The 26000-nt window shown below is 47.3% G+C and carries 27 protein-coding genes and 1 tRNA gene; 16 read left to right on the plus strand and 12 right to left on the minus strand.

The window, feature by feature from the left end:
• The first annotated feature begins 77 nt into the window (after window positions 1-77).
• The 4 genes from RIF36_RS19810 to RIF36_RS19825 all read left to right on the plus strand — a co-directional run bounded on the left by RIF36_RS19810 (window position 78) and on the right by RIF36_RS19825 (window position 3036).
• Window positions 78-746: a DUF4290 domain-containing protein gene (locus RIF36_RS19810; RefSeq protein WP_152000697.1), complete on the plus strand. Its 669-nt coding sequence runs from the start codon at window positions 78-80 to the stop codon at window positions 744-746.
• A complete protein-coding gene (gene murA, locus RIF36_RS19815) occupies window positions 747-2051 on the plus strand; it encodes a UDP-N-acetylglucosamine 1-carboxyvinyltransferase (protein ID WP_350128013.1) in 1305 nt (434 codons plus the stop codon).
• Between the two features lie 85 nt (window positions 2052-2136).
• Window positions 2137-2904 carry an OmpA family protein gene (locus tag RIF36_RS19820; protein ID WP_350128016.1) on the plus strand — a complete coding sequence of 256 codons (768 nt, stop codon included), beginning with the start codon at window positions 2137-2139 and terminating at the stop codon, window positions 2902-2904.
• Window positions 2905-2954: 50 nt separating this feature from the next.
• A tRNA-Leu gene (locus tag RIF36_RS19825) sits at window positions 2955-3036 on the plus strand.
• Here the strand turns inward: RIF36_RS19825 and RIF36_RS19830 are convergent.
• From RIF36_RS19830 to RIF36_RS19865, 8 genes are all read right to left on the minus strand, one after another.
• Complete coding sequence (locus RIF36_RS19830) at window positions 3037-3780, minus strand: hypothetical protein (protein ID WP_350128019.1); 744 nt, start codon at window positions 3778-3780, stop codon at window positions 3037-3039.
• Between the two features lie 19 nt (window positions 3781-3799).
• Window positions 3800-4552, minus strand: coding sequence for a membrane or secreted protein (locus RIF36_RS19835; RefSeq protein WP_350128022.1), 753 nt, complete (start codon window positions 4550-4552; stop codon window positions 3800-3802).
• 110 nt (window positions 4553-4662) lie between these two features.
• Window positions 4663-5787 (minus strand): DNA polymerase III subunit beta, encoded by a 1125-nt coding sequence (gene dnaN, locus RIF36_RS19840; RefSeq protein ID WP_152000702.1) that lies wholly within the window; start codon window positions 5785-5787, stop codon window positions 4663-4665.
• A 114-nt stretch (window positions 5788-5901) separates the two neighbouring features.
• On the minus strand, window positions 5902-6840 hold the full coding sequence (locus RIF36_RS19845; RefSeq protein ID WP_350128025.1) for a hypothetical protein: 939 nt from the start codon (window positions 6838-6840) through the stop codon (window positions 5902-5904).
• 4 nt (window positions 6841-6844) lie between these two features.
• Complete coding sequence (gldG, locus tag RIF36_RS19850) at window positions 6845-8530, minus strand: gliding motility-associated ABC transporter substrate-binding protein GldG (RefSeq protein ID WP_350128028.1); 1686 nt, start codon at window positions 8528-8530, stop codon at window positions 6845-6847.
• Window positions 8527-9252, minus strand: coding sequence for a gliding motility-associated ABC transporter permease subunit GldF (gene gldF / locus RIF36_RS19855; RefSeq protein WP_350128031.1), 726 nt, complete (start codon window positions 9250-9252; stop codon window positions 8527-8529). Before gldF ends, gldG begins: the two co-directional genes overlap by 4 nt.
• A 3-nt stretch (window positions 9253-9255) precedes the next feature.
• Window positions 9256-10182 (minus strand): gliding motility-associated ABC transporter ATP-binding subunit GldA, encoded by a 927-nt coding sequence (gene gldA / locus RIF36_RS19860; RefSeq protein WP_350128034.1) that lies wholly within the window; start codon window positions 10180-10182, stop codon window positions 9256-9258.
• A gap of 24 nt (window positions 10183-10206) precedes the next feature.
• The gene (locus RIF36_RS19865) at window positions 10207-10911 is read right to left on the minus strand and encodes an SDR family oxidoreductase (RefSeq protein WP_350128036.1); all 705 of its coding nucleotides are present in this window, start codon (window positions 10909-10911) and stop codon (window positions 10207-10209) included.
• A gap of 24 nt (window positions 10912-10935) precedes the next feature.
• Between RIF36_RS19865 and RIF36_RS19870 the strand changes: the two genes are divergently transcribed.
• The 5 genes from RIF36_RS19870 (at window position 10936) to RIF36_RS19890 (ending at window position 14180) form a co-directional block, all read left to right on the plus strand.
• The gene (locus RIF36_RS19870; protein ID WP_350128039.1) at window positions 10936-12021 is read left to right on the plus strand and encodes an acyloxyacyl hydrolase; all 1086 of its coding nucleotides are present in this window, start codon (window positions 10936-10938) and stop codon (window positions 12019-12021) included.
• Entirely contained in the window at window positions 12011-12766 is a 756-nt protein-coding gene (locus tag RIF36_RS19875) for a GIN domain-containing protein (protein ID WP_350128042.1), read from the plus strand. The genes RIF36_RS19870 and RIF36_RS19875 overlap by 11 nt, the downstream gene beginning before the upstream one ends.
• A gap of 50 nt (window positions 12767-12816) precedes the next feature.
• Complete coding sequence (gene trhA, locus RIF36_RS19880; protein ID WP_350096125.1) at window positions 12817-13464, plus strand: PAQR family membrane homeostasis protein TrhA; 648 nt, start codon at window positions 12817-12819, stop codon at window positions 13462-13464.
• Between the two features lie 79 nt (window positions 13465-13543).
• Window positions 13544-13894, plus strand: coding sequence for a type II toxin-antitoxin system RelE/ParE family toxin (locus RIF36_RS19885; protein WP_350077950.1), 351 nt, complete (start codon window positions 13544-13546; stop codon window positions 13892-13894).
• Window positions 13875-14180, plus strand: coding sequence for a helix-turn-helix domain-containing protein (locus tag RIF36_RS19890; RefSeq protein ID WP_350128045.1), 306 nt, complete (start codon window positions 13875-13877; stop codon window positions 14178-14180). The genes RIF36_RS19885 and RIF36_RS19890 overlap by 20 nt, the downstream gene beginning before the upstream one ends.
• A gap of 61 nt (window positions 14181-14241) precedes the next feature.
• Here the strand turns inward: RIF36_RS19890 and RIF36_RS19895 are convergent, their stop codons facing one another.
• Window positions 14242-15069 carry a purine-nucleoside phosphorylase gene (locus RIF36_RS19895; RefSeq protein ID WP_350128048.1) on the minus strand — a complete coding sequence of 276 codons (828 nt, stop codon included), beginning with the start codon at window positions 15067-15069 and terminating at the stop codon, window positions 14242-14244.
• Window positions 15070-15214: 145 nt separating this feature from the next.
• On the opposite strand from RIF36_RS19895, the gene RIF36_RS19900 reads away from it, so the two are divergent.
• The 3 genes from RIF36_RS19900 (at window position 15215) to RIF36_RS19910 (ending at window position 19716) form a co-directional block, all read left to right on the plus strand.
• A complete protein-coding gene (locus tag RIF36_RS19900; protein ID WP_350128051.1) occupies window positions 15215-17251 on the plus strand; it encodes a S9 family peptidase in 2037 nt (678 codons plus the stop codon).
• Between the two features lie 262 nt (window positions 17252-17513).
• The gene (locus RIF36_RS19905; RefSeq protein ID WP_350128054.1) at window positions 17514-18692 is read left to right on the plus strand and encodes a hypothetical protein; all 1179 of its coding nucleotides are present in this window, start codon (window positions 17514-17516) and stop codon (window positions 18690-18692) included.
• Window positions 18685-19716 (plus strand): hypothetical protein, encoded by a 1032-nt coding sequence (locus tag RIF36_RS19910; RefSeq protein ID WP_350128057.1) that lies wholly within the window; start codon window positions 18685-18687, stop codon window positions 19714-19716. Before RIF36_RS19905 ends, RIF36_RS19910 begins: the two co-directional genes overlap by 8 nt.
• 114 nt (window positions 19717-19830) lie before the next feature.
• On the opposite strand, the gene RIF36_RS19915 is transcribed toward RIF36_RS19910, so the two are convergent.
• On the minus strand, window positions 19831-20256 hold the full coding sequence (locus tag RIF36_RS19915; RefSeq protein WP_350128060.1) for a hypothetical protein: 426 nt from the start codon (window positions 20254-20256) through the stop codon (window positions 19831-19833).
• 511 nt (window positions 20257-20767) lie between these two features.
• Between RIF36_RS19915 and RIF36_RS19920 the strand changes: the two genes are divergently transcribed.
• The 3 genes from RIF36_RS19920 to RIF36_RS19930 all read left to right on the plus strand — a co-directional run bounded on the left by RIF36_RS19920 (window position 20768) and on the right by RIF36_RS19930 (window position 22802).
• Window positions 20768-21397, plus strand: coding sequence for a 3-keto-disaccharide hydrolase (locus RIF36_RS19920; protein ID WP_350128063.1), 630 nt, complete (start codon window positions 20768-20770; stop codon window positions 21395-21397).
• Window positions 21398-21403: 6 nt separating this feature from the next.
• Window positions 21404-21913 (plus strand): DinB family protein, encoded by a 510-nt coding sequence (locus RIF36_RS19925; RefSeq protein ID WP_350128066.1) that lies wholly within the window; start codon window positions 21404-21406, stop codon window positions 21911-21913.
• 355 nt (window positions 21914-22268) lie between these two features.
• Window positions 22269-22802 carry a hypothetical protein gene (locus tag RIF36_RS19930; protein ID WP_350128069.1) on the plus strand — a complete coding sequence of 178 codons (534 nt, stop codon included), beginning with the start codon at window positions 22269-22271 and terminating at the stop codon, window positions 22800-22802.
• A gap of 259 nt (window positions 22803-23061) precedes the next feature.
• Here the strand turns inward: RIF36_RS19930 and RIF36_RS19935 are convergent, their stop codons facing one another.
• Complete coding sequence (locus RIF36_RS19935) at window positions 23062-23226, minus strand: hypothetical protein (protein WP_350128072.1); 165 nt, start codon at window positions 23224-23226, stop codon at window positions 23062-23064.
• A 255-nt stretch (window positions 23227-23481) separates the two neighbouring features.
• On the minus strand, window positions 23482-24174 hold the full coding sequence (locus RIF36_RS19940; protein WP_350093515.1) for a hypothetical protein: 693 nt from the start codon (window positions 24172-24174) through the stop codon (window positions 23482-23484).
• A 175-nt stretch (window positions 24175-24349) separates the two neighbouring features.
• Here RIF36_RS19940 and RIF36_RS19945 point away from each other — a divergent pair, with 175 nt between their 5' ends.
• Window positions 24350-25891 carry a phospholipase D-like domain-containing protein gene (locus RIF36_RS19945; RefSeq protein WP_350128075.1) on the plus strand — a complete coding sequence of 514 codons (1542 nt, stop codon included), beginning with the start codon at window positions 24350-24352 and terminating at the stop codon, window positions 25889-25891.
• Window positions 25892-26000: the final 109 nt, after the last annotated feature.

Below are 26000 nucleotides of genomic sequence, written 5' to 3' on the forward strand. Positions count from 1 at the left end.
CTTTAGATGAAACTTTTCATTGCGATTTTTGTAAATTGCTAGGAACCCTGTTAGAGTAGCACCAAAACGGCGTTCCTATGAATGACTTCGATGAAGATAAAAGCCCTTTAGTTTTGAGAGAATACGGAAGAAATGTCCAAAAGCTGGTCAACTATGTGAAGACCATTGAGGACAAAGAAAAAAGGACCCGCTTTGCGGAGACCCTTGTGGATTTGATGAAGATGATCAATCCTAACACCAAAGATTATCCGGAGTACACACAGAAAGTTTGGGACGACCTGTATATCATGGCTGGCTTCGAGCTTGAAGTGGACGGTCCTTTTCCTATGCCTGAAAAGAGCATACTTGGTCGCAAGCCAAGAAAAATGGACTACAATACTCACAATGTGCGGTTTAAGCACTACGGAAAAAACGTGGAGCTCATGATTCAGAAGGCGCTGGCTTTGGAGGATGCAGAAGAGCGTGAAGCTGCTGTCATTTCCATTGGTAAGCTGATGAAAACTTTCCAGCTGGCCTGGAACCGTGACAATGTTGATGATGAAGTAATTCTTCAAAACATTGAGCAGCTTTCTAAGGGGGATCTTACGATTGGCATTGAGAAAGTAAAGGAACAAAACCTTTTCGACCCGTTGGTGAAAGAAAGAGAATTTGCCACCAACCAACCCCGCCAACAACGAGAAAATAACAACAGAGGCGGCAACAACAACAGAAACAAACGTAATTTCCAAAAGCGCAGGAGAAACTAGATGGCCTCTTTCAGGGTAAAGGGAGGGCAGCGCCTTAAGGGGGAAATACAACCTCAGGGTGCTAAAAACGAAGCTCTTCAGATAATTTCGGCAGTTTTACTTACAGCAGAGCCAGTACACATCAAGAAAATTCCTGATATCAGGGATGTGAACAAACTCATAGAGTTATTGGCTGACTTTGGTGTGCAAATTGAAAAAACGGGCCCTGAATCCTACATTTTTACTGCCAAGGACGTTAACCTGGACTTCCTTGAGTCCGATCAGTTCAAGGAAAAGGCTGCATCGCTGCGTGGATCTATCATGATCCTCGGCCCCCTTTTAGCCCGGTTTGGGAAAGGAAAAATACCGAAGCCTGGAGGAGACAAAATAGGCCGCAGAAGGCTCGATACGCACTTTATTGGTTTTCAAAAGCTGGGAGCTAAATTCGACTACCATATTGGCACCGGCTTCTACAACGTGTCAGCCAAAGAGCTTACCGGCACCTATCTTCATTTGGATGAAGCTTCCGTTACAGGCACCGCCAATATCATTATGGCAGCCTCAATGGCCAAAGGCACCACTACTGTTTACAATGCGGCCTGCGAGCCCTATATCCAGCAGTTGTGTAAAATGATTAACCGGATGGGTGGCAAAATATCCGGCGTTGGCTCCAACCTGCTTGTGATTGAGGGTGTTGAGAGCCTGGGGGGTACCGAGCACACCATGCTGCCCGATATGATTGAAATAGGCAGCTTTATTGGGCTTGCTGCCATGACTCAAAGCGAAATCACCATCAAAGATGCCCGCATTGATCAGCTGGGCATCATCCCTGACACCTTTAGAAGACTGGGCATCAACCTGGAATTCAGAGGCGACGACATCTTTATACCTGCTCAGGATCATTACGTGATTGATTCCTTTATTGATGGCTCCATCCTTACCATTGCAGATGCTATTTGGCCTGGCTTCACACCCGACCTCATCAGTATCATCCTGGTGACCGCCACCCAAGCCAGAGGAACGGTGCTTGTCCATCAAAAAATGTTCGAATCACGCCTTTTCTTCGTAGATAAGCTCATCGACATGGGCGCTCAAATCATCCTTTGTGACCCTCACAGGGCGACGGTGATTGGACTGGACAGAGCATTTCCATTGCGTAGCATACAAATGACATCCCCGGACATCCGTGCAGGAGTATCGCTGCTCATCGCTGCGCTGTCTGCCGAGGGCACCAGCACCATCCACAACGTGGAGCAAATCGACCGTGGATATCAATACATAGAAAAACGTTTAAATGCCATTGGTGCACAAATAGAGAGGTTTTAACCCCGTTAAGGAGGCGTTAATACCTGACTTTGGGTCATAGAAATATTTTTTTCTATATTCGATTTTTCCATCGACCTGTTCTTGTATGAAACCAATGTTCCAACTACTCGCTCGGGTAGCCGTGTACCTTATGTTTACACTGAGCGTTTCGCAAATTGCTACGGCTAAAGTTAGCTCAGAAGCAATAAAAACATCCACCGACAATTCTGAAGAAACACCTCCCGAAAACCGCAAGCAAAACCCCAGGTTAACTCTGGTAGTAGTCGACAGCGAGACGAAGCAAAAAATCACTGCCAAGGTTAAAGTACTCGACATGCTGAATAAAAAGGTGCTCCTTGCCAAAGAGCTCGGCGACACGCTCAAGCTAAACCTTGTTGCAGGCGGAGACTATCGCATTGTTAGCAAAGCCGACAGCCACCTCTTCAATGAAGTAGAATTCAATCTGGCGAAAGAAAACCTGGAGCCTGACATCAAAATAACGCTGGAACTAAGCCCAATTAAGGTTGGCATGAAGCTCCAACTAAAAGAAGTTTTTTTTGAAACCAACTCAGCGAAAATGCTGGAAGAGTCTCTGGCAGAGATACAAGAGGTTTATGAGTTGCTGTGGGAGCACCCGAATCTGGTCGTTCAAATTGCAGCACATACGGACAATTCTGGCACTCACGATGATAACATGGAGCTTTCCGGTCGACGTGCACAAGCCATTGTTGAAGTGCTAAAGGACAAGGGCGTGCCCGAAAAAATGCTCGCAGCCAAAGGATATGGCGAAATGAAACCGCTCCTGCCTAATACCACCGAGGAGAACAAGCAAAAAAACCGACGGGTTGAGTTTATCGTGATTGATATTCTATAGACGCCATAGTACGGTTTTCATGTCGTTGTATTAATATTGTATTCTTAAATGCGGATGTGGTGAAATTGGTAGACACGCCAGATTCAGAGTCTGGTGCCGCAAGGTATGGAAGTTCGAGTCTTCTCATCCGCACTATTTTTTACTCCAAAGCTCGTAAAGCGGCACCCCCTGGCTGCTTTTTCCTGTGTGTGTCCAGTTACTTCCCTCCAGCTTATACCTGAATCCAAGCGATTTACCGATCCTATCGTCTGCATTCGCATAAAATTCCAGACTCTCCACGTAACCTGCCTGCGTGACAGAATAAGTGCCACCCGCCGTTGCCATAAACTTCCGGGAAATTGTGTCAAAGGCCACCCACTGGAAACGGGTGTCGGATAATATCTTGATGGTCTTTACTTTATAGTCAGTTCTGATTGTGTCACCTGCTGCATTCCTATAAGCTGCGGCGTACCAAAGGCCAGCCATTTTGCTTTTGCTGCCTGGGTCGATTCGCTTCCAATCGCCCAGCACCATGCCGTCCCGGGCCACCAGCTTATAGCCAGTCTCAGTGGGTTTTGCATGCAACACATGCTGTTTCCCTACCTGGTAGTGATCAGGAGAATGATACTCGATGGTCACCGACATTTTGCCGTCTTCCATCTTGTAAGTGCCTCCTGAAGTAGAAAGGAAATGATGGTCTTTTGTCAGAAAAGAGGCTGTTGTGAAATACGTGTCGCTAGCAATCAAAATCTGAGTAACAGGCCTCCCTTTGTCGACACTTTCGCTCATCCAGGCACCAACATATTCTTCATTGGCCAGGATTCGAGTGGGCGCATCAGGCGAGCTTTGCCAGGTAAAAAAACCTCCCGGCAAAACCAGCCAATATAAGATGCTCAAAAACTGCATCGGAGAGCAATCACCTCTTAGACCACACCTCGTAAATCGGGTCGCCTTTGCTGCTGAGTCCACTGTGGTGCCAGGCACCCTCCTTCAGCGAATAATCGAACTGCAAAGCTGCTCCTACCCTTGTATTGTCTCTGGAGAAAAACTCTATGTTTTCAGTGTACTTTCCACCTTTGGTGGTGTAATTGCCTCCACCGGTGCCGAAAAACTCTCCAGTAGAAGTGTTGAAGGCGATCCACTGGAAACGTGTACCTGAAAGGATTTTCATGGTTTTACGAGGGCCACTGGTGTCTCTGTTGGCGATGCTGCCATCATCCGCCTTGCGGCCTGACATCAGCCACGGGCCTGCCAGCGCACCTGGCTTTCCCTTATCTACATTGGTAAAGGCATAATAAATCGAGCCGTCTGAGCTGCTCACTGTAAAACCTTCTTTGGTTTCTTTCAAATTCAGCGTTGTTGGCTGGCCAACAGAAGAAGGGTCTGAGCTATTGAACTCCAAAGTGACTGATAGTGAGTTGTCAGTGTTAGAATAGCTACCTCCCAGCGTGGTGATAAATGAACCGTCAGCTTCGGCATAGGTAGCCATGGAAAAGTATCCGTCGGTCATGACAAGCATATGTTTCGCAGGCTTGCCACTAACGGTAGCAGTGCTGCTCCAGGCTCCTGAAAGATCCAGCTTTCGAAATGAGTCAGCCTTGGTAAATGAAAGATTGATAGTGCCCGCCAAACCTATGCAAGCCATTACGAGTAAAGTGCGTCTTTTCATGGGTATTTGTTTGAGTTTATTACTCAAATTAATGAAAAACAATGACACACTAAAGCCTCAGTAGCGGCTACCGGCAGGAAATGACATGATCGGTTTAAAACAAAGTTCGCTTACACGTAGTTGTTAAGCATCACAGGCATTACCAGCATAAGGAGGTCTTCATTCTCATCTTTGTCGACCGGCACCAATAAGCCTGCTTTGTTGGCAGCCTGAAGTTTAAACGAAATCTTTTTCGACTCGAGGTTACTCAACATCTGAATGAGGAACTGAGCATTGAATCCGATTTCAATATCTTCTCCGTCGTGCTCACATGAAAGTCTTTCGTTGGCTTCATTGGAAAAGTCAAGATCTTCAGCTGAAATCATCAGCTCACTGCCTGTGATTTTAATCCTTACCTGGTGAGTGGTTTTGTTGGCATAAATCGCAATCCGCTTCATGGAGCTAAGGAACTCCAGGCGGTCGATGGTCATGATGTTATTGTTTTCCGCCGGGATCACATTGTCGTAGTCTGGGAAGCGCTCATCAATGAGTCGGCAAATCATCTTAACATGATCAAACTTGAAGTAGGCGTTTGACACGTTGAACTCCACACTTACGTTGGTGTTTGCTACCGGCAAAGTTGTTTTCAGCAGGTTCAAAGCCTTTCTCGGGATGATCATCGAGTTGGTTACATCGGCAGCCACATCCACCCTGCGGTAGCGCACCAGGCGGTGACCATCAGTGGCTACAAAAGTGGTGTTGGTTTCGTCAAGCTTAATGTATACACCCGTCATGGCAGGACGAAGCTCGTCGTTGCTGGTAGCGAAGAAGGTATTGTTAATGGCTGTTGAAAGCACGTCAGAAGATATATTCACCGAAAAACCATTGGTTACTTCCGGCACCTTGGGGAAGTCGGTGGCGTTTTCGCCTGAAAGCTTGTAGCGCCCGTTGTCGGAACTGATCTCGATGCTGTAGGTGTCTTCGTCAACAGAAATGGTCACTGGCTGCTCAGGAAGGTTAGAAAGGGTTTCCAGCAAAATCTTGGCAGGAACGGCGATGCTGCCATTTTCTTTGGCCTCTACTTCTATTTCGGTGATCATAGAAGTTTGCAGATCCGAAGCAGTCACTTTCAAGGTTCCGTCGGTAATCTCAAATAGAAAGTTTTCAAGGATAGGTACTACCGGATTAGTGGTAATCACTCCCTTGATAGCTGATAGTTGTTTGAGTAGATATGATGACGAAACAATGAATTTCATAGAATTTCTGTATTGTAAGGTAAGATTGTTAACCCGGCAAAGTTATAACAAAAATTAGATTTGAGGGTAATAAAATGCTATTCCAATTTTAAACAACGAAAGAGCCAAACTAACCTAATTTTTAGGCCTCAAGTCTTCCATCGAAATCAATAGTGAGCGGACCCGACCGGCATCGCAAACAGAGTAGTTTCCCTCCGCATCCTTCAGCAGCACATAGGGTTGATCTGCTGGGCCGGGGTAGACATCAAGCTCCGTATTCTTCGCAGAATCTATATCCCTCAATCTGATGGTTGCTACAGGTGTTGCGTTCATCAAACTGTCATAAACAGGGATTTGCCCCTTACTGATGAACTCGTTGGTGAAGAAAGATTCATACTGCTGAATGTAGTTTTCCAGCACGACAGTATCTGCCTCAGGCACGCCATTCACCTTAAGGGTGGTCTTATCAAAGGCAATGGTCACATCTTCCTTTTGATCATCGGCATAGTCGACTGTTAAAGACTGGATTGAGCGCCAGTCGCTGGAAAACAGCAGCCTGTTGCGCCACTGATTTTCGGTAAATTCAAAGATGCCGGAGACGTAGTTCGGATAGCCGGGCAGCTCTACCTGATACACCTTGCTATCACCAGCCAAAGTGAAGTAAGATTCGGTTTTCGAGGGGTTGCCTGTAGCGGTGAACTCTGCGAGCACACCCTGCTCCCCGCTAACAATTACTTTTCTGCCTGTGGCCATCCACTGCCTTACTTCAGCCAGCTGACTTGGCCCCACTTCTCTTTTCACCCTCACCAGCTTCAGCACTCCCACCAGGAAATTTCGGATAGATCGATCAACTTTGTAATTGTCATTGACCAGCCAATTGTTGTTTGCTTTGCTCAATACCACGCTACTCTCACCGGAAATCATCTCAATGCGTGAGATTTTGGTCGTGTCGGATAGCTCCAGTAAATCGTATCCAACAATGGATGTTTCCGATGGACGCCCAGCCCACCATGTGCCGGCAATTAGCAGCAACAAAACGCCCAGAGAGATAAGTAGTGTGGTGTTTTTATGCATAGCCTTAGAACCTGGTGTATTTTCTCTTTCTTAGGAACATTTTAGCGATACCGAAGAGCAGCAAGAGCACCAAAGGACCTGCCAGATTCAGCACCTGCCAGAATGTGCGGCTTTCATCTATCTTCTGCTTATCGAGCGGTCGTATCTTCACCTCCCGGTTTCTGGCCAAAATCAATCCATCATCGTCCATGAGGTACTCGAGGGCATTCACAATGAAGTCTTTGTTGGCATACACTTTTTGAGAAATGGGGTCGATACCCAGCTCCATTGGCTGCCCGTTTTCAGGGTTCAGTTCATTGCGGATAAAATCGCCATCTGCTACCACTACTATTTTTGAGGGTACACCTTTTTCCCTGAAACCGGTTTTATTGACTCCTCTGGGCAGTGTTCTGTTTCTGTAAAGCGAGCTAAATGGCCCCTCCAGCAAATAGGCCACAGGCTGACTACCCTGATTGAAAGTTTCAGGATTGATGCCTCCCCGGATATCGTTGAGGTTGACCCTGACGGGTGATGACAGCACCCTCGATCTTTCGGAAGTAAACATCAAAGGCGTCTTCACTATGCCGTCGGCCTTTACTGTGTCGATGGTAGAGGTGAATCGGAAAATGACCGCATCGAGGTTTTTGACCACAGGGTGATCCGAGAAGCGATTGACCTCCGGGAAAAATGGCCATGGAATCAATTTCATCTGCGGTTGATCGCCCACCATGCCGTCGATGACGAGAAATTCTCCGCAGCTTAGGTCTTGCACAAAGTTCTGGTTGATGCGTGCGCCGTAGTTGAATAAAAGGTCAGTCAGGTTATGCTCAATTGGAAAGGCAATGGTGCCTGCACCCTCTGCCCCTGCCATGTCGACGCTGAGCGCATCAATGAAAAACAGCAGCCTGCCCCCGTTCATGACAAACTGATCGAGCAGGTATTTTTCATTTTCGCTAAACTCTACTGAGGGTTTTGCCACAACAATGGCATCGAAGCCAGCCAGTGGCTGCACCTGCCTGGCGAGCTGTATGGCACTCACCTCGTATTTTTCCATTAGCAACGACTGAAACCCGGCCAACGCCAATGTGTCAATCGAGTAATGGTCAACGACCACCCCTACCCTCTTTCTGTCGTTGTTTACCAACTGTTTGATGGCATAGGCCAGGTTGTATTCCACTCCTTCTATCGACTGATTGAGCAGTTCCTCGTTGCCGTCGCCTTTGTTGCCTTTGAGCAGCATCACGCCAGCTTCCCGACCACCATAGGAAATCAGTGCTCCGGGATACAACCGGCGGCGGACAGTATTGCCATCTTTGGTGTAGCTCAGGTCTGTGGGCTGAATGCCTTTGGCACTTAGCTCCATCATCATTTTTTCCTGCGCCTGACGAGATCCTCCAGCTACCGGATTCTTGAAAGTGAACTCCAGGTTTTTGCCACCATACACGCTGAACTCTTCCAACGTCTCCCTGATCGATTTCTGAAGCCTTTTCAGGTTGGAAGGCAGCTCTCCTTCGAGATACACCTCCACATACACCACCTCATCCAGGTTGTGCAACAGTTCTTTAGTGGGCTCAGAAATGGAATATCTTCCTTCCTCGGTCAGGTCGATGCGCACCGGCCAGGTTTCAGCCAGCATATTTACCCAAACGACCAGAAAAAGGCCATTGAGCAATATCAACCATCGGGTCACCTGTCTGCTTTTCCAGTTCATATCCTTTGGTTGAGTTTAAGCCTGGTAATAAGCAGAAAAATGAAAATCACGCTCAGGAAATAAACGATATCCCGGGAGTCGAGCAAACCCTTGCTCAATGAGTTGTAATGCGTAAGCATGCCCAGCTGCTCTAGGAACAGTGAATAGCTGCCCCAAACGTTGATGGCGGCGATAGATGTGAAGCCAGTAAAAAGGAAAAAGCACAGAAACACGGCCAGTATAAAGGCAATGATCTGGTTCTCCGAAAGTGATGAGGCCATTAACCCAATAGCCGTGAAAGCAGCTCCCAATAATACCAGGCCGACATAAGAACCCAGGATGCCAGCGGTATCGAGATTGCCCGGAGGATTGCCCAAAGACGAAATAGAGAAATAATACAGGGCCGTTGGCAACAACGTAAACACGACAAGGAACAGGCCCGCCAGATATTTGCCACCAATGATCTGCACTTCGGAAAGTGGCCGGGTAAGTAGGAGCTCCAGTGTTCCGCCCTTTTTCTCCTCAGCAAAAAGCCGCATGGTAATAGCAGGAATAAGAAACATCAACACATATGGCCCAAGGCTGAATAGGGTCTCCATATCGGCATAGCCATAGTCGAGCACACCGGTTTCGGGAAACACCCACATCAGTAGACCAATGCCCGTTAAGAACACTGCAATGACCACGTAGGCGATGAGGGAATTGAGGAAGCTATTGACTTCTTTGCTGAAAACTGTCCACATAGGCTAAGAAACTGGTTCTTGTGTAAGTTCCTTAAATATATTCTCCAGCGAGTTCTCCTCTTGCTGGATGCCCAACAGCGGCCAACTATTTTCACCCGCCAGCTTGAGCAGCGACGGTCTGATGTCCTTGTCAGCATCGATTGTAAGCCGGATTTTCCTGGCGTCGATGGTCTCTATATTGACTACTTCTTTCACTTTATCCAACCCGGCAAAGCTGCTCATTTCTTCCGAAAACTCCAGCACCACATAGGTTTGGCCTTTGGCCTGTTTACCCAGCTCTTTCACCGTACTGTCGGCCACTTTTTTCCCTTTATTGATGATGATGACCCTTTCGCAAATGGCAGTCACCTCCTGCATGATGTGGGTAGAAAACACGACTGTCTTTTCTTTTCCTATCTCTTTGATCACCTGGCGGATTTCCAGGATTTGGTTAGGATCAAGGCCGGTGGTCGGTTCATCAAGGATAAGCACCGGCGGATTGTGGATCAGCGCCTGCGCTAAGCCCACCCGCTGGCGGTAGCCTTTCGACAGCTGGCCAATCAGTTTGTTTTGCTCTACGCCAAGTCCGCACAGGTCAATCATCTCCCTTACCCGGTTGGCGAGGGCATTGCCTTTGATTTTGTGCACCTGGCCAATGAAAGCAAGGTACTCATGTACGTACATGTCGAGGTAGAGCGGGTTGTGCTCGGGCAGGTAGCCCACGTGGTTGCGCACTTCAGCCGATTGGGTTTCTACATCGTAGCCAGCCACGGAAATCGTTCCTTCTGTAGGAACAAAGTAGGTGGTAGCCATTTTCATGGTGGTAGACTTGCCAGCACCATTGGGGCCTAAAAATCCGAGAATTTCTCCTTTCTTAGCCGAAAAAGAAAGATGATCCACCGCTCTCTGAGCACCGAAAACCTTGCTTACATTTTGTACCTCTAGCGACATATCTTGAATGCAACCCCAAAAATATTATTTTTTAGGCTTTCCTTGTGGTCTTAAAGGTCTTAATTCAATATCGCCTGGTAAGTAATTTGGGTGGGTGTCCAATAACTCAACTACCGACTTGGCAATATCCTCCGGCCGCATCATGTTTTCAGGCGGTGTCGACGTGTGCCTGCCTTCGAAGAAATGTGTATTGGTCGAGCCCGGATACACCCCGGTGACTTTGATGCCAAAGTCTCTGAGCTCCATCATCATGGAATGGGTAAGCCCGGTTACCGCATGCTTGGTGGCGCTGTAGGCTGCGTAGCCTTTCACCCCATTGAGTCCGGCAATCGACGAGATGTTCACAATATGGCCAAAGTCGTTTTGCTTCATTTGCGGCACCAGCAGCCTGGATATGTAGAAAATGCTGTCCACATTGGTGCGAAACATCGTTTGCCAGTCTTCCGGCTTGGTGTCTTCAAAAGCCGAAGGAATGCCGAGTCCGGCATTATTGATCAGAAAGTCGATGGTGGTACCAAACTTTGCTACTGTGGCCTTGTAAGCAGCTTCAATCGACTCAACCGACTGCACATCGGCTTTAACAAACTGAAAATCGTTGTCTGAAATTCCGGGGTCTGTTCTGCTCCAGCCAGCCACCTTCACTCCCCTCTCTAAAAGTTCCTCTACAATGGCAAGACCTATTCCCTTGCTCGCTCCTGTTACAATTGCCGTTTTACCTTTCAAAACCATACTTTTGAGTCTTTCACTTGTTCGATGCGCTATACGCTTGCAATAATCTTTATTTTCAATCTACTATCAAATGTTTTCGGGCAAAGCATTAGTTCCATTGCAGCATCACAAAGTATAGAATTGACGGGTGAGCATGGTGCCTTCTTTTTCAATGAAAAAATCCCCCACCTGACCAACACCTCCCTCACTGGTTTTAGTGTCGGATATCAAAAAACACCCATTCCTCTATACAATTGGGCCAACACTTCCAAAGTATTTGCTTTCCATGCGAAGTTGACTTACCTCGACTTCCGCAACAAAAACCTGGGGAAGGCCGTGGGCCTGCAGGCCTTCCTCGATATACCTGTCGTTCAGAGTGCAAAATCGACCATTTACGCCAACACGGGCGTAGGGCTGCTCTACTCCGGCTCTCATTTCAGCATAAAAGAAAGCAACCTCAACTTTGCCATTGGCGCTCCACTTAGCTACAAAATCAATTTTGGTGTCGGGTTTAAAAGACACTGGGGCCAGAGGTGGTACAGCCGGACTGAACTGTCCTTCATGCACATTTCGAACGGAGGCATAAGAGTGCCTAACCTGGGACTCAATAGTGCGCAGATGGCCGTTGGGGCTGGCTACATCTTCTCACAAAAGGAAAAAATACTTGAAGCACCCAGGGCCGGGATGCACCTGACAAAAAAAGGCCACTGGCTTCTTCAGTTTGGTGGGGGGCTGAGGCAACCGGAGTGGCTTCTCGCAAAAAAGTATGCGATGGTTTACCTCGGGGTTCTGAGAGAAAGGCTGTTTTTTGAAAAAGTCTATCTTGGCATAGGCGTCGACTACTTCTATGATTGGGCGACGAAGTATGAGGTGAACACAGGCATTGTGGTAGGAAACAGCCTTCATCATAGAATCGGGCTCCTCGCTCAACAGGAGTGGCTATTTGGGCGAATGGGTTTGCAGGCAGGGCTTGGCTATCATGTGGTGAAGCAAACCGCTGATCCCGACTGGTACCAGAAGGCAGGGCTGAAATTCCATATCAACGACAAGTTCTCGGTGGCCAGTCACCTGATTGTCAGGAATTTCAAGGGATCTTACGCAGTAATTTGGGGAGGTGCCTATGCGTTTTAGTAGTAGACACATCTTGCAGTCACTAATGATGACGCTTGGTGGACTAACCGGTTCAGCCTGTCAGGATGGGTTTGTTGATCGGTGCTTTGAAAAATATGGCAGGGAGATAGTAGAGGAGATAGAATTGAAGAAGTTCACCAGCCTGGAAATCATGGATGACATTGAAGTAGAGCTGGTAAGCGGCGCCTTTCAACAGGTAGTACTTACTACTTATGAAGGGTTGCTGCCCAACGTGGTGTTTACAGAAATTGACCAGGGTTATCAGGTGGAGAACGCAACGACTTGCCTTTGGAACAGCCACTATAAGAGCCCAAAGCTGACGATTTCTTCGCCTGATCTGAACTTCATTGTTCACCGAAGCACCAGTCCGATGTACAGCAAAGACACCATACAGCTCAACCGGCTTTGGCTGGCTATCCATCTCAGCTATACTGAGATTAACCTCACCATAAAAACAGGTGGATTTGTGCTGAGAAACTACGGCAAGTCCAACGTAAAAATTAGTGGCACCAGCGACTACGCCGACCTGTTTGTCAACCAGCAGGTGTCGTTGGTTGACTGCAGCCAGCTTAAGGCAAAGGTGGTGGTGGTGGAGCACGAAGGACTGAACGAGATGAAAGTGTTTCCAACAGATACGTTGAGAGGCACAATGAGCGGCTACGGAAACCTTATCTATTTTAATGAGCCAAAGGCCCTCAGTGTGGAGCAAACCGGGACAGGAAAACTATTGTTTAATAAACCGTAAATTGCCCTCAACTTCGGGCACTTTTCTGCGCATCAAGTCATTTAAAAACTATGGAAGCTTCAGCACACCGACCACAGACCCTCAAGGAGGAAATTGCCAACAGCCTCACCCACGGAATAGGCATCCTTTTTAGCGTGGTGGCCATCTCCCTGTTAGTCACTTTCTCGGTCTTAAATGGCTCAGCCATTCATGTGGTGAGCAGCAGCATTTTTGCAGGGTCGTTTCTCTTGCTCTACACCTTTTCGACCCTCTATCATGCCTTTCAGCACCAGCAGGTGAAAAGACTCCTCCGCACGTTCGACCACATCAGCATTTATATTCTGATTGCCGGCACATACACACCCTTCTTGCTTTTAGGAGTAGGCGGAGCACTCGGATGGGTGTTTTTCGGCATCATCTGGCTGCTGGCCGTGCTGGGCATCATTTTCAAGGTGTACTACCAGTACCGTTTTCCCAAGGCATCGCTGATATTTTACCTGGGCATGGGATGGATGGGTGTTTTTCTCATCAAACCACTTTTCGCTTCGCTCGACGCCACCGTTTTGTCATTGATTCTTGGCGGCGGCGTGAGTTATACCCTTGGCACCATCTTTTTTGTGCAAAAGAAAATGATGTATGCCCACGCAATCTGGCATTTGTTTGTGCTGGGAGGCACCATCACCCACTTTATAGCGATGATGTTTTTGTTGCAGGTTTAGGTTAGCTTTTTCAGTGATGGTAATTTAATTCTTCACCCATACTATTGTTAAGAGTTGTCTAAATAGGTAACTTTGTATTATGAGTGAAAGGTACCTCCGGGACATTTTTGTCTATGGCACTGACTTTTGGGAATTCTATAATGGACAGACAACAAAAGTACAAGCCAAAATAGATTGGGTAATTGATTTGGTTCGGACGCTACCAATGATTCCCGAGAGATTCTTTAAGCATCTGGAAGGTACGGATGGATTGTTTGAAATTAGAATCAAAGTAGGCAGCAATATCTTCCGAGTATTTTGCTTTTTCGACGAAGGTAAACTGGTGATTTTGCTCAACGGGTTTCAAAAGAAGTCACAAAAGACACCTAGAAATGAGATTGAAAAAGCTGAGCGATTAAAGCAAAAATATCATGAAGAACGAAAAAAGTAAGCTGGTATCCTGGGACGATCATATCAATGAGAAGTATGGCAAACCGGGCACTGTTTCTCGTAAGAAATATGAAGAGGGGTTTGAAACTTTCAAAATAGGCATACTGATACAAGAAGCCCGGAAGAGAAAGAACCTCACACAGGAAGAGCTCGCCATCAAAGCAGGAACAACAAAAAACTACATCTCAAGGATCGAGAACGACGCAAGCGACATACGTCTGTCTACCCTAATGAGGATCATAAAAGATGGACTAGGCGGGCATTTAACGCTCAATTTGGATTTGTAGCACGGCACTGCTTAGAGGCCATGCTAAAAATTGGTGCCGGCCCCAAGCAAAGGTTCAGCCTTTATGCAGACGTTGCCGTTACCATCCTACTCACCATTTTCTTCAGCAGTGGCTCTGCTTTTTGAGCGGCATCCACTATTTCCTGAAGGTTTACCTTCTTAATCATTCCTGGCACGCCCATGTCGGTGATGATGGAAAGGGCAAACACCGGAATGTCCATGTGCCGGGCTACAATCACCTCAGGCACGGTGGACATGCCCACCGCATCGGCACCAATAATTCTGAGGTATTTGTATTCTGCTGGCGTTTCCAGGTTCGGCCCCTCAACTCCGGCATACACCCCCTCTTTCAAATCGATACCTTCCTCTTTCGCAATCTGTCTCGCCAGCTTTAGCATGCTCCTGTCATAAGCCTCGCTCATGTCCGGAAAGCGGTCACCCAGAGCATCCAGGTTTTTGCCTCGAAGCGGGTTTTCTGTAAACAGGTTAATGTGGTCGGTCACCATCATCATGTCGCTGTTTTGGAAGCCAGGGTTGAGTCCGCCTGAAGCATTCGACACGAACAGGCGCTTAATGCCCAGCAGCTTCATCACCCTCACCGGCAGGGTCACCTGCTGCATGCTGTAGCCTTCGTAAAAATGAAACCGGCCCTGCATCACCACTACAGGCACTTTCCCAATGTGCCCAAATATCAACTTGCCTTTGTGAAACTCAACTGTTGAAACAGGAAAGTGCGGAATGTCTTTATAGTCAATCACATCGGCAATTGTCACCTCATCTACCAGGCTATGAAGGCCAGTACCCAGGATGATTCCCGTTTCCGGAACAACGGAGGTTTTGCTCTGAATAAAATGAGCAGCTTCCTGAATTTGATTGAGATTAATGGACATCAGAAACAGTGATAGATAGAATTTTTGGTCAATCTAATTCTGTCAAATCGTATTTGAAATAAAAGCATCGGATTTCATCACGCACAGCGCTATATTAGCCTACTGTTCTAATGCCCAGGCATGTTACTTTATACTCTCTCCTTCTATGAAAAAGCTCCTTCTTTTTTTCCTTTTAACAGCTCCCTCCATCGCTTTGCACAGCCAATCGCTAAAAAACCCTTCCTTTGAAGAAGTGTTGTCGCTGCAATCTGCGGGCAGCCCCGAAATATCTCCCGACGGGAAAAATGTCGCCTTCACCGTTAATTCCACCGACTGGGAAGAAAACAGGTTTGATACGGAAATTTGGCTGTCAAAAAATGGAGGCACCCCCTTTCAGCTCACCAACAATGTCAAAAGCAGCAGTACCAGCCCCAAGTGGTCACCCGACGGGCAGTGGATTGCCTTTCTTTCCGACAAAACAGGGAAAACGCAAATCCAGGTGATCCGCCTGGAGGGTGGAGAATCGGTGCAACTCACCGATACGAAAGGAAGCATTTCCGACTTTGAATGGGCACCCGACGGCAAACAAATAGCATTCACTCAGGCAGAAGACAAAGAGAAAGCTGAGAAGGCCAGAAAAGAAAAGTTTGGTGGCTTTGAGGTGGAAGATGCGGAATACAACCTCAGCAGGTTGTGGTTGACTTCCTTTGATGCCGATAAACTATTTAAGCGAGAGTTGCCGAAAGACAAAAAAGACACCACGAAAAAAGACGAGACGACCAAAATTTTACTGGACAGCGTGAATTACACGGTCACCAATTTTCTATGGTCGCCCGACGGCCTCAAAATTGCCTTCAACCACCAGCCAGATCCCAATATCACTTCATTCATGAAGTCGGACATTTCTATTCTGGATGTGGCTACTAAGAAGGTAACGCCTCTTGTTAAAAACAAAAGCGCTGACGGGCTAGAGGCGTGGTCTCCCGACGGCCAGTGGATTCTCTACAGCAGCTACCTAAGCGACACCACTTCTAATTTTTACAAAAATGAAAAGTTGTTTAGAATAAAACTGGACGGGTCAGAAAACACACAGCTGGCCAAATCATTTGATGAAAACCTGGGTTCCCTGGTATGGAATCCACAGGGAATATTTGGCATCGCTTACCAAAAAACCGTGCGTCGGATTTTCTTTATCGACCCCGACAATGGAAAGTTCAAGCCCATCTTCACTTCACCTGCAAGAATTTACGGCATGTCGTTCACCGGAGACGGCGAGGTGGTAGCGTTCTCTGGAACTGAAGACAATTCCCTGACAGAGATCTATACAAGCCCTATCAAAGCCGTGGCGCAAAAGAAGCTCACAAACTTTAGCGGGCAGCTTTCCGATTGGGCCACTGCCGACAGCGAAGTGATCAGTTGGAAAAGCAAGGACGGCGCTACCATTGAGGGAGTGCTCAGCAAGCCGAAGGACTACGACCCCAAAAAGAAGTATCCATTGCTAGTCATCATTCACGGCGGGCCAACGGGCATTTCTACCCCATCGCCAGTCGCCAGCTACGTGTACCCCCTTAATCAGTGGGTCAACAAAGGCGCCCTGATTTTGCAGCCCAACTACCGGGGCTCTGCTGGTTACGGCGAGTCCTTCCGCTCGCTTAATGTGGAGAACCTGGGTGTGGGCGATGCCTGGGATGTGCTGTCAGGTGTGGAATCGCTGGAGAAAAAGGGCTTGATCGATAGCAATAAAATTGGCTGTATGGGCTGGAGCCAGGGTGGCTACATTTCTGCTTTCCTTACGACCAACTCCGACAAGTTCAAAGCCATTTCGGTGGGCGCCGGCATCTCCAACTGGGTGACCTACTATGTGAATACCGATATCCACCCTTTCACCCGTCAGTACCTCAACGCTACCCCCTGGTCCAATATGGACATCTACCTGAAGACCTCGCCCATGACCAATATCAACAACGCCAAAACTCCCACGCTGATCCAGCATGGCGAGTTCGACAAGCGGGTGCCTATTCCCAACGCCTACGAGTTGTATCAGGGCTTGCAGGATGTGGGCGTTGAAACAAGGCTGGTTGTGTACAAAGGCTTCGGACATGGCATCACCAAACCCAAAGAAAGGCTGGCCGCCGTATGGCACAACTGGCAGTGGTTTGGCAAGTACATCTGGGGTGAGGAGATTGAGGTGCCGGAGGAGTGATCTGGTAAAAGAATACTGTAGCTTGCCAGCAAAAAAGTTTGTTGAGGTGCCTGTTGTATCATTTGATACTTTCGACTAGATTTCCCTCAGTTTCCCGTACTGCCTCAAGCAGACTAGCCTTTATTTTTTATAACAGCCAGCCTATTTGGCATGGCAATTTATTTTGTTGTTGGCAAGGCAATCCAATGCTGTCATTGACACAAAACTCTTTATAGGCAACGCTACGCAATAGCACCGACCACAACTGAACCGTTCCATTCATATGAAAAAATCATTTTATCTGCCTTTCCTTGGCCTCATCGGCGTGGGGATTACTGCCTGCAATAGTGGCCAAACGAGCGAACAAGCCAGTCACACCATCGTTAGCGAATTCATCTCGCTTCGAAAGGGAAGCTTTGCTGACTCTGGTAACTCCATATCTATAATTGATTCCGTAACGGCCAACGGGTTGACTTTTTACGGCATAAAAGAAAGCATCAATGACTCCAGCAGCTACTACACAGTTCTTTTCGGTGCTGAATTAGAAGTGAAGATTGTAATGCCTGATCAATTCCTCCAGGTGGAATCCCAGCTAGTATCAATTGCCAATGCCGTAAAGGTTATTCCTGGCGCAATCAAGGAAATTCCAGATCTTTCCGGTGAAGGGCTGGGCGACTTTGAATTGACCTTTGACCACAGAGTGAACGGAGACCTCATCAAGGAATCGGTTTTTCTGATAAGAACTGAAGCAGCCAGGCTAATTTGGGCTACCGAGCCTCAGCTGGTGACGAAATGTGTAGCAAGTTGCCCGGAAGAAGAGGGAGAACGTAAGGAGTATACCGGCGACTGCATCGGGTCAGTCACAACCTATTCAATTGAAGGGGGCGGCGATGGTACAATGCCCCAGGTAGTCGTCACCACAACAAACATTTTAGCTGACGCCCGATGCAACAACTGGGGAAACGTGACGTCGGCAAGAGTTTATCAATGGCTGGGCGACTCCGAAAATGGCATTGACTTCATCTTCCTGGCTGACCGAATGGCACCGGAAGACGAATTGGAAGCCTCAGGAGAGGTAATGGAAATTGACCCGGATGCGGAAAGCCCTGTGGATTTACTGGTTGACCTCGAAGGGCTGGAAATCGAAATGCTTACGGAAAAAGAGGGGCAGCTTGTAAGGTTTTTGATTTGTGGCGGAGGTGTGCCCAGGCTGACTTTCTACAATGGCGACAACGGCTGGGTGATGACAACCGTCTGGTACCAGGATGCTTTTGATTATCAGATAAAGGCGATTTCGGCTGTAGACAACACATACACCATTTCAACAGACAATGAAGCAATTCCAAAGCTGGACTTCGTTTATCACCCTGACAATGAAACCATAGAGTTCGAAGGCAATACCTACGCCGTTCACTCCGACAATTACCCCATTGTGGAAGAAGCCCCTTGCGACAATGAATAGCCTCACATCACCAATCGAATCTATCACCGACAAAGTAGCGACTGACCTGGCCTACCTGGAGGAGCAACGCCTGGAGATCATGCAGCGCTACAATTATCGAGTCTACAAGAGGACAATGGCTGTGCTCGGTATTTTATGCGTGAGTACCATTATCTTACTTATCTCTTTTCCTGTGCTCCCCAAAGTCTTCATCGCTATTATGCCACTGACAGGGCTCTTTGCCATGGGTTATCCTCTTTACATCAGCTATCACCGAAATGTGGAATTCAAAAAACTTCAGTCTTTGCTTAAAGCGGGTATTTACGAGGCGTATGGTAAAGCCCGTGGATTCCATACGAGGACTGAACCTATGTCGCCAGACTTTTTCGAAGAAACATATCTACTGCGAGACCGACGGTATATGAAGGTGGAAACTGCGTTGCGGCTGGAAGGTATTGCCAACGAACGGCCAATAACAATCGTCGAAACCAAAGTCACCGGAGCGAGCACAACTTCCCGGTCACAGTCAAGCAGCAACAGGGGCGTTATTCAATTTCACGGACCCGTTGGCACACTGGAGATGGAGCAATCTTATTTTCCCCAGCCAGTGGTGATCGGATCTAAAGATAAGATCGCAGGTAGCGTTTTGATAGACAAAGCTATTGATGGCCTGCTGGGCGCAAGCCTCTCCAAAAAAGTTGATAAGCTATTTTCGAGCGAGAAAGTGCTGAGCCAAAACGAAATACAACACAAGTTCCACGATCTGTTTTATGTGGTGCCCAACGAGAACAAGTTGGTGGAACGGTTTCTTGACGATTCGATCATGAATGTAATGGTTGAATCAAAATCGTTGATGACGTCGCTCAACATATCAGTTGTTGGACCAAATATCCATGTAGGGGCCTATCCGGCTGTAGGGCTCGCCTTGCAGTATAATAAGCCGATGATTAACAAAGAGGAAATCAAGCAGCACGTGCTGAACTTGGTGTTGGTTGAGAAAATACTGCTCTATATAGGGGGAAAGCTGGCGTCCAGGATGGTTTAAAATAAAGACGAGCTTTTAGCAGACTACAAAAGTTTTGACAGACCTCGCACTTGGATACCATCGCCTCCCTCGCCGAACCAGCCGTCCAACGCCTTTTCACCAAACTTTTGTAGTCTAGTCAATCTCCCAATCCCGCTTTGTGGCAAACTCGATATTTGATCGGTGAAATGCCAAAAACCCACCTGGTCCACCAAACCACTCCAAAACTTCGCTCCGGCTCACGAGTGTCGGCTTGTCACTCAAAAAAGCATTGTAAGAGCTAAACTGCCAATGTGAAACTTCTTCACATAGCTTGGCCCTGACCGGGTTAAAGTGAATGTATCCAATCAATGAACTATAGTAGTCTGGTTCCTCAACTTCTTTTCTCTTGAACTTATATTGAAACAAAGCTCCAGTTCTGCCCTGTTCAACGTTGACAGACTTTGCATATGAGATAAAGAAATCCTTAAATGCCTTTTCCACCCTCGATAAAGCCTTATCGGCGGACTTTTCATCTGTGTCATCCTTGACTTTAATAAAAAAATGAAAATGATTCGGCATCAAACAATACGCATACACTTCGACTAACCCAGTGAGATATTGCTTGAATTTCCTCAGAAAAAACCAATAATTCTCTGTATTGAAAAATATTGGTTGTCTATTGACTCCACGGTTATAGATGTGATAAAACTTGCCCGCTTCCATGGGGTTAAGATAGCATAGATTACAAAAGTTTAGAAATAGCTCCGGGCTGTCTGTTTCTTCCAAGGCCAGAACGAGCAAGAAAATTGCTAAAGGATATCAAACTTTTGTAATCTGAGTACCGCCAACTCTTATGAACTTAGTAAATAAATTTAGCTGACCTGCTTCTATAAACAAGGCTCTATGTATTTCAAAATAAATGGCCAGCGATTGGTGACGCTTTCTAGATTACAAAAGTTTAGAAATAGCTCCGGGTTGTCTACTTCTGTCAAAGCCAGAAGGAAAAAGAGAGTTGGTAGAGCCTGCCAAACTTTTGTAATCTTAAGTCCGCATAACTTTCGTATTTTGGTTCTGCGATAACCTTATAGCAATGAAAGTGCGCTTGCCTACATCTACAATATTTCCGGCTCTGGTGATAATTTTCTCCTGCACCTCCCCATCTCCCACCCTCCTCTTCGACGGCAGCACCCTCACCGGCTGGGAAGGTGACGCCAAGACCTGGCGTGTAGAAAACGGGGCCATCGAGGGTGGTTCACTGACCGAAACTGTCCCTCACAACGAATTCCTCTGCACACTTCAACCATACGGCGACTTTAAACTCACCCTTAAATACAAACTCGAAACAGCTGGCGGCTTCACCAACGCAGGTGTGCAGTTCAGGAGCGTGCGTGCCACCGAACCCTCCTACGAAATGATCGGCTACCAGGCGGATATCGGCAATGGCTACTTTGGTTCGCTGTACGACGAGTCCAGACGAGACAAAGTGCTGGCAGGCATCGACTCACTGGCAGGTGTCCAGCTCTTCAAACCCGATGAATGGAACGACTACCAGATTATTGCCGAGGGAAAACGAATCCAAATCTTCCTCAATGGCGTTCAAACCGTAGATTACACGGAAGCGGACGGTGCCATCCAACAAGTGGGCCTTATCGGCTTGCAAGTGCACGGAGGCGGAAAGGTGAAAGTGAGCTACAAGGATATTGAATTGACTGAGCTTTGATTGAAGATGAAAACAGACTCATTTATCAAAACCATCAACTACTGGCTGGACGAGTTGAACAGGTATGAATTTGAGCAAATGCTTGAAAAACCACAGCCGGAAAAGTGGTCGCTGGGGCAGGTGTACATGCATCTGATCGACGCCACGGGGTTCTTTCTGAGCCAAGTGGAAGCCTGCTTGCAAACCAATGATCATGCCGAAGGCGAGATGTCGGAAGTGGCAAAAGCCATGTTTGCCAACGACGAGTTTCCCGACAAAATGATTGAAGGGCCTCCGTCGAATGCCGCTACCCCCCAGCCTGCTTCTAAGGAAGAGATCGTCAGAGAATTCGAAAAGTTAAAAGAGAGAATTTTGGCACTCGGCCATTCAAACAGTACAAAGAAAGGAAAGACCAAACACCCAGGCCACCAATACTTCAACGCAGATGAATGGCTGCAATATGCCCACATGCATTTCCGGCACCATGAAAGACAGAAAGGAAGGATTGAGAGCTCTTTGGAGGCAAAAGCCGGGTAAAGTCAACAGATTACAAAAGTTTAGGAATGACGGCGAACTATGTGCGCTTGCCAAGGTAAAGATCAGCACCAGACCAAGTAGAACCTGGCAAACTTTTGTAATCTTTCAACCCAAACTTCCTATGCCCAGGCCTGTTTCTTCACGGCCTCGGAGGAAGTTGGGGAAGGCAAAAGCAGAGGCACAAACGAGTACTAAATTTTTTCAGCCTCCTCCCAAACCTTCTTTTAAAGTTTACGTCTGTAGATGAGGTTCAGGCGATCCAACTTCCCCAAACTTTTTAGACTGTTGACCGCCTGGCACCTGCTATCAGTTTCAGATGGCAGATTTTTTAACAATTAGTAAAGGTCAAATAACTATGAAAAAGGTGTTCACTGGATCCCTGCTGGCAGGGATGGTTCTATTTTTTTGTGCTTGCAGTTCTGACGACGCAGGCGACCCCATTGGCAACGAAAAGATTGAGTTGACGATAGGCAACGCCGACCCCGTTATCTTTTCCGGATCATCTATGAAGCTGTCGGACAACACGTATCAACTCACTGGCAACGCTAGCGACGACAGCGGTCTTTCCTTCACTATTTTATGGGAAGGCGAAGAGCCCAAAGGCACGTTCGCATGGAATGCCAACTTCGAAAGCAACGTGGCAGGCACTTGGCTGCTGATGGCTAATGGTGATATGACTAAGTCATACTACAGCTACAAGGCAGAAGACGGAGAAATCACTGGCAACAGCACGGGAAGCCTGGTCATTGAAAAATTTGGGGCCGTTGATGGGTTGGTTGAGGGCACATTCGAAGTCACTAATGCGAGGCTGCTCGAAGTCAGCAATGCAACGGCTAACGAAAGCAACGTAAAAATCACCGCCAAGTTTAAGGTAAGCCGCTCGCTTTAAGGGCGTAGTCAAATGCATTTGAAGAACCACCGGGCTGGAGAGTTTCGGTGGTTTTTTCTGACCAAAAATAATTACCATTGGATATCGGCGATACAATCGCCAGTCTCATACGCCCTCCCGGGCGGGTAGCTGTTTCGGCTGATGCTCAAATAAGGTCGGTGGAGGAATTCCGTAAACCGGGTTTGAAACCCGGCGAACTGCCTTCGGTTTTCTCGCTCAGCGATTGAAATTTCGAAGAGCCAGATGGTGCAACTTACTTTTATAGGCATTCTTTAACGAGTTGACTGGCCGCTGCATTCGAGTGTAGGTTACCTGCTTCAGCATCGTTAATCCCCTCGTCAATAGCCATTTTCTCTTCGCCGGTTAGCTGATGAAAATGTTCTATTTCATGCTCCAGCTCCATCGCTTGAAGGAGTTCGTCCAACAGTTGGGGTCATTGATGTCATTCACCCTTTCTACCTTTCTATGATCTTTTCCTTGATGTTTATGATAGTTAAAGATAATCTTTGGTTTGGAAAGTAGCCAATGGTGCAAGAAATTGAAATTGCGAAGAGGATGAAAATGGTCTCGAATGGTAAATGGGGTATCGGCGATACAATCGCCTGTCTCATACGTCCTCCCAGGTGGGTAGCCGTTTCCGCTATCGCTCAAACGAGGGCGATAGGTGCTTTAGAAAATGTTATCTTTTCGTTCTTTTACTTTTCCATTCGATGTCATCTATTCTCCATGTATAGTTCCTGACTTCATCGGCAACTTCTCTTAGCCCCTCATCGTTGTCCACCTTAATTAGAAGCTCATCACTGATTTTGCAAAGCATCTTGTAAGCATAAAACACCCTCTTTCTTAATATTTCAAATCTTTCTGAGCTAATCCTCACATTATCCTCTTCTAAATTTACATTGTCCCAATTGAGGTCGGTCGGCTTTAACTCAAATTCAGTCTCTTCTTCATTCCTTGGCTCAAACCCAAGTTTAATAGCTACGCCTTTAGAGCTTAAGTAATTTTTCTCTCCTATTGCATCTTTTTCAATGGTTATAGTCTGGCTTTCTCTTCCGTCACAAAATAAGTACGGGAGAATTGACTCTTTCAATGCAGTTGTCAGATGACCTCGTTTTCTACTCTTAGGCACAACATACCAGTGCAAGTCTTGATACATATCAAGTACAGCGCCAATGTACTGGCCTGAGTCATCTCTAATAAAGAAGAATCTAAAGGACCTGAAATTTCCAACAATGTTATCAGTCATTTTGGGTTGTTCTGTCCACACTTTTGCAACATCAACAGTTTTACTTATTGGTCGAGTGAAAATTAATTCGTCTGCCTTTTCACTATTAAGTCGGTCAATATATTTTCGTATTTCTCTTTCTGTCATTTAAGTGTCTTGTTGCACACCTTCTGACGGAGGCATATCAGAAATATTAACAAATAGTTGTTTACCCTCACTACACCCCTCAATCTACCAATTTTCCTCAATAAATTAGTCTTCCTGGAAAAAACGTAAATTGCCCCTTTGGAGCAGTTAAAAATCAAACGAAGTCAGGCTACAAATGAAACTTAAGGCGTACAAAACCTTCTATATTTTTCTTCTTTTGACACTAGTAGCCTGCAGGCCAGAAGAACTCAAATACCCTCCCATCACCGAAGACTTCTGCTCTCAGCTTCCTGAAGCAGCACCAGTGAAACTGTCGGACTACCTGGCGCTGTACGCTGAGCTGCTGGCCACCAAAACCGGCGTGCATTCTCTGGAAGAAGGAGACGCTTCTATGATCATCCGGGCCTGGCTGACGGAGGCCGCTGAGCATACCATCGACATTCAGTACTTCATCTTTTCTACGGACAATGTCGGGTTGATTGCCGCAGACTTTCTGCTGGGCGCTGCCGACCGGGGCGTGAAGATCAGGATCATTGTGGACGATATCATGGTGGAAGCAGAGGAAGATGATCTGCTTGCCATGGATGCCCACCCCAACCTGGAAGTAAAAATTTACAATCCCAATGCCAATATCGGCAAGAACCTGCCGGGCAAGCTGCTGTCCCTCGCCACCGACTTTCAGGGCTTCAACCAGCGCATGCACAACAAAACCTTCATCGTCGACCAGCAGGTGGTGATCACCGGCGGCAGAAATATTGCCGATGAGTACTTCGATTACGACCATGAGTACAACTTCCGGGACCGTGATGTGCTGCTGGTGGGCAAGCAAGTGCAGGATGTGCAGCAGTCGTTTAACCTGTTTTGGGAAAGTGAGCTCAGTGTGCCAGTGGGCAAGCTTGCTCAGGTAACCGACGAAGAACTCAACCTCGATGTAAAGTACGCCTACCTGCACCAGTATGCCTGCAACCCCGAAAACTTCTGGCCTGAGGTGAGGGAAAAAGTGAAGCAGGTGCCAACGGAATTTCAGAAGGCGCAGGCCTCCGGCTCTTTGGTATGGACAGACAGCGTGCAGTTCATCTCCGACCTGCCCGGTAAAAACGACGGCAGTCAGGGGCTGGCAGGTGGCGGCGTGGCTACCGATTCGCTGGTCAGCCTGATCAGGCGGGCAAAGTCGTCCATCCTCATCCAGTCACCTTACCTGATTACAACCGAGGTCAGCCAGCAGCTCTTCAAAGCAGCTGTGGACAGGGGTGTATCAGTTAAGATTCTCACCAACAGTCTCTCGTCGACTGACAACCTGGAGGCGTTCAGCGGCTATCAGCGAGACAGGGAAAAGCTCCTGAACATCGGTATCAAAATCTACGAATTCAAACCCGACGCCGCCATCCGCTTTGAGGTGATGACAGGCGCCCTGCAAAAGAAAATGAACTTCGCCCCTATTTTTGGCCTTCATGCCAAATCGATGGTGATCGACGACGACGTTGCTGTGATTGGCACGTTCAACCTCGACCCCCGCAGCGCCAACCTCAACACCGAGTGCATCGTGGTTGTCTATGACCTCAAAGTCGCTGGAGATTTGCGTCACGCCATGGAGGTTGACATCCGGCCGGAGAATGCCTGGGAAACCACATTAGACTTCAACCCCGACGCTGAAGCCGGCCGGGCCAAGCAGTTCAAGGTGTGGCTGAGGGGAGTGATGCCGAAGTCGATTTTGTAATGTTTCTTATTCCCCTGCACACGGCACCGTAAACAAAATAGGTTGAGGCATGATATAATTATCACATTTAATAAGTGAAATTACTATATTCGTGTATATAGATGCATTT

The sequence above is a fragment of the Imperialibacter sp. genome (assembly GCF_040222815.1).
Classification (GTDB): Bacteria; Bacteroidota; Bacteroidia; order Cytophagales; family Cyclobacteriaceae; genus Imperialibacter.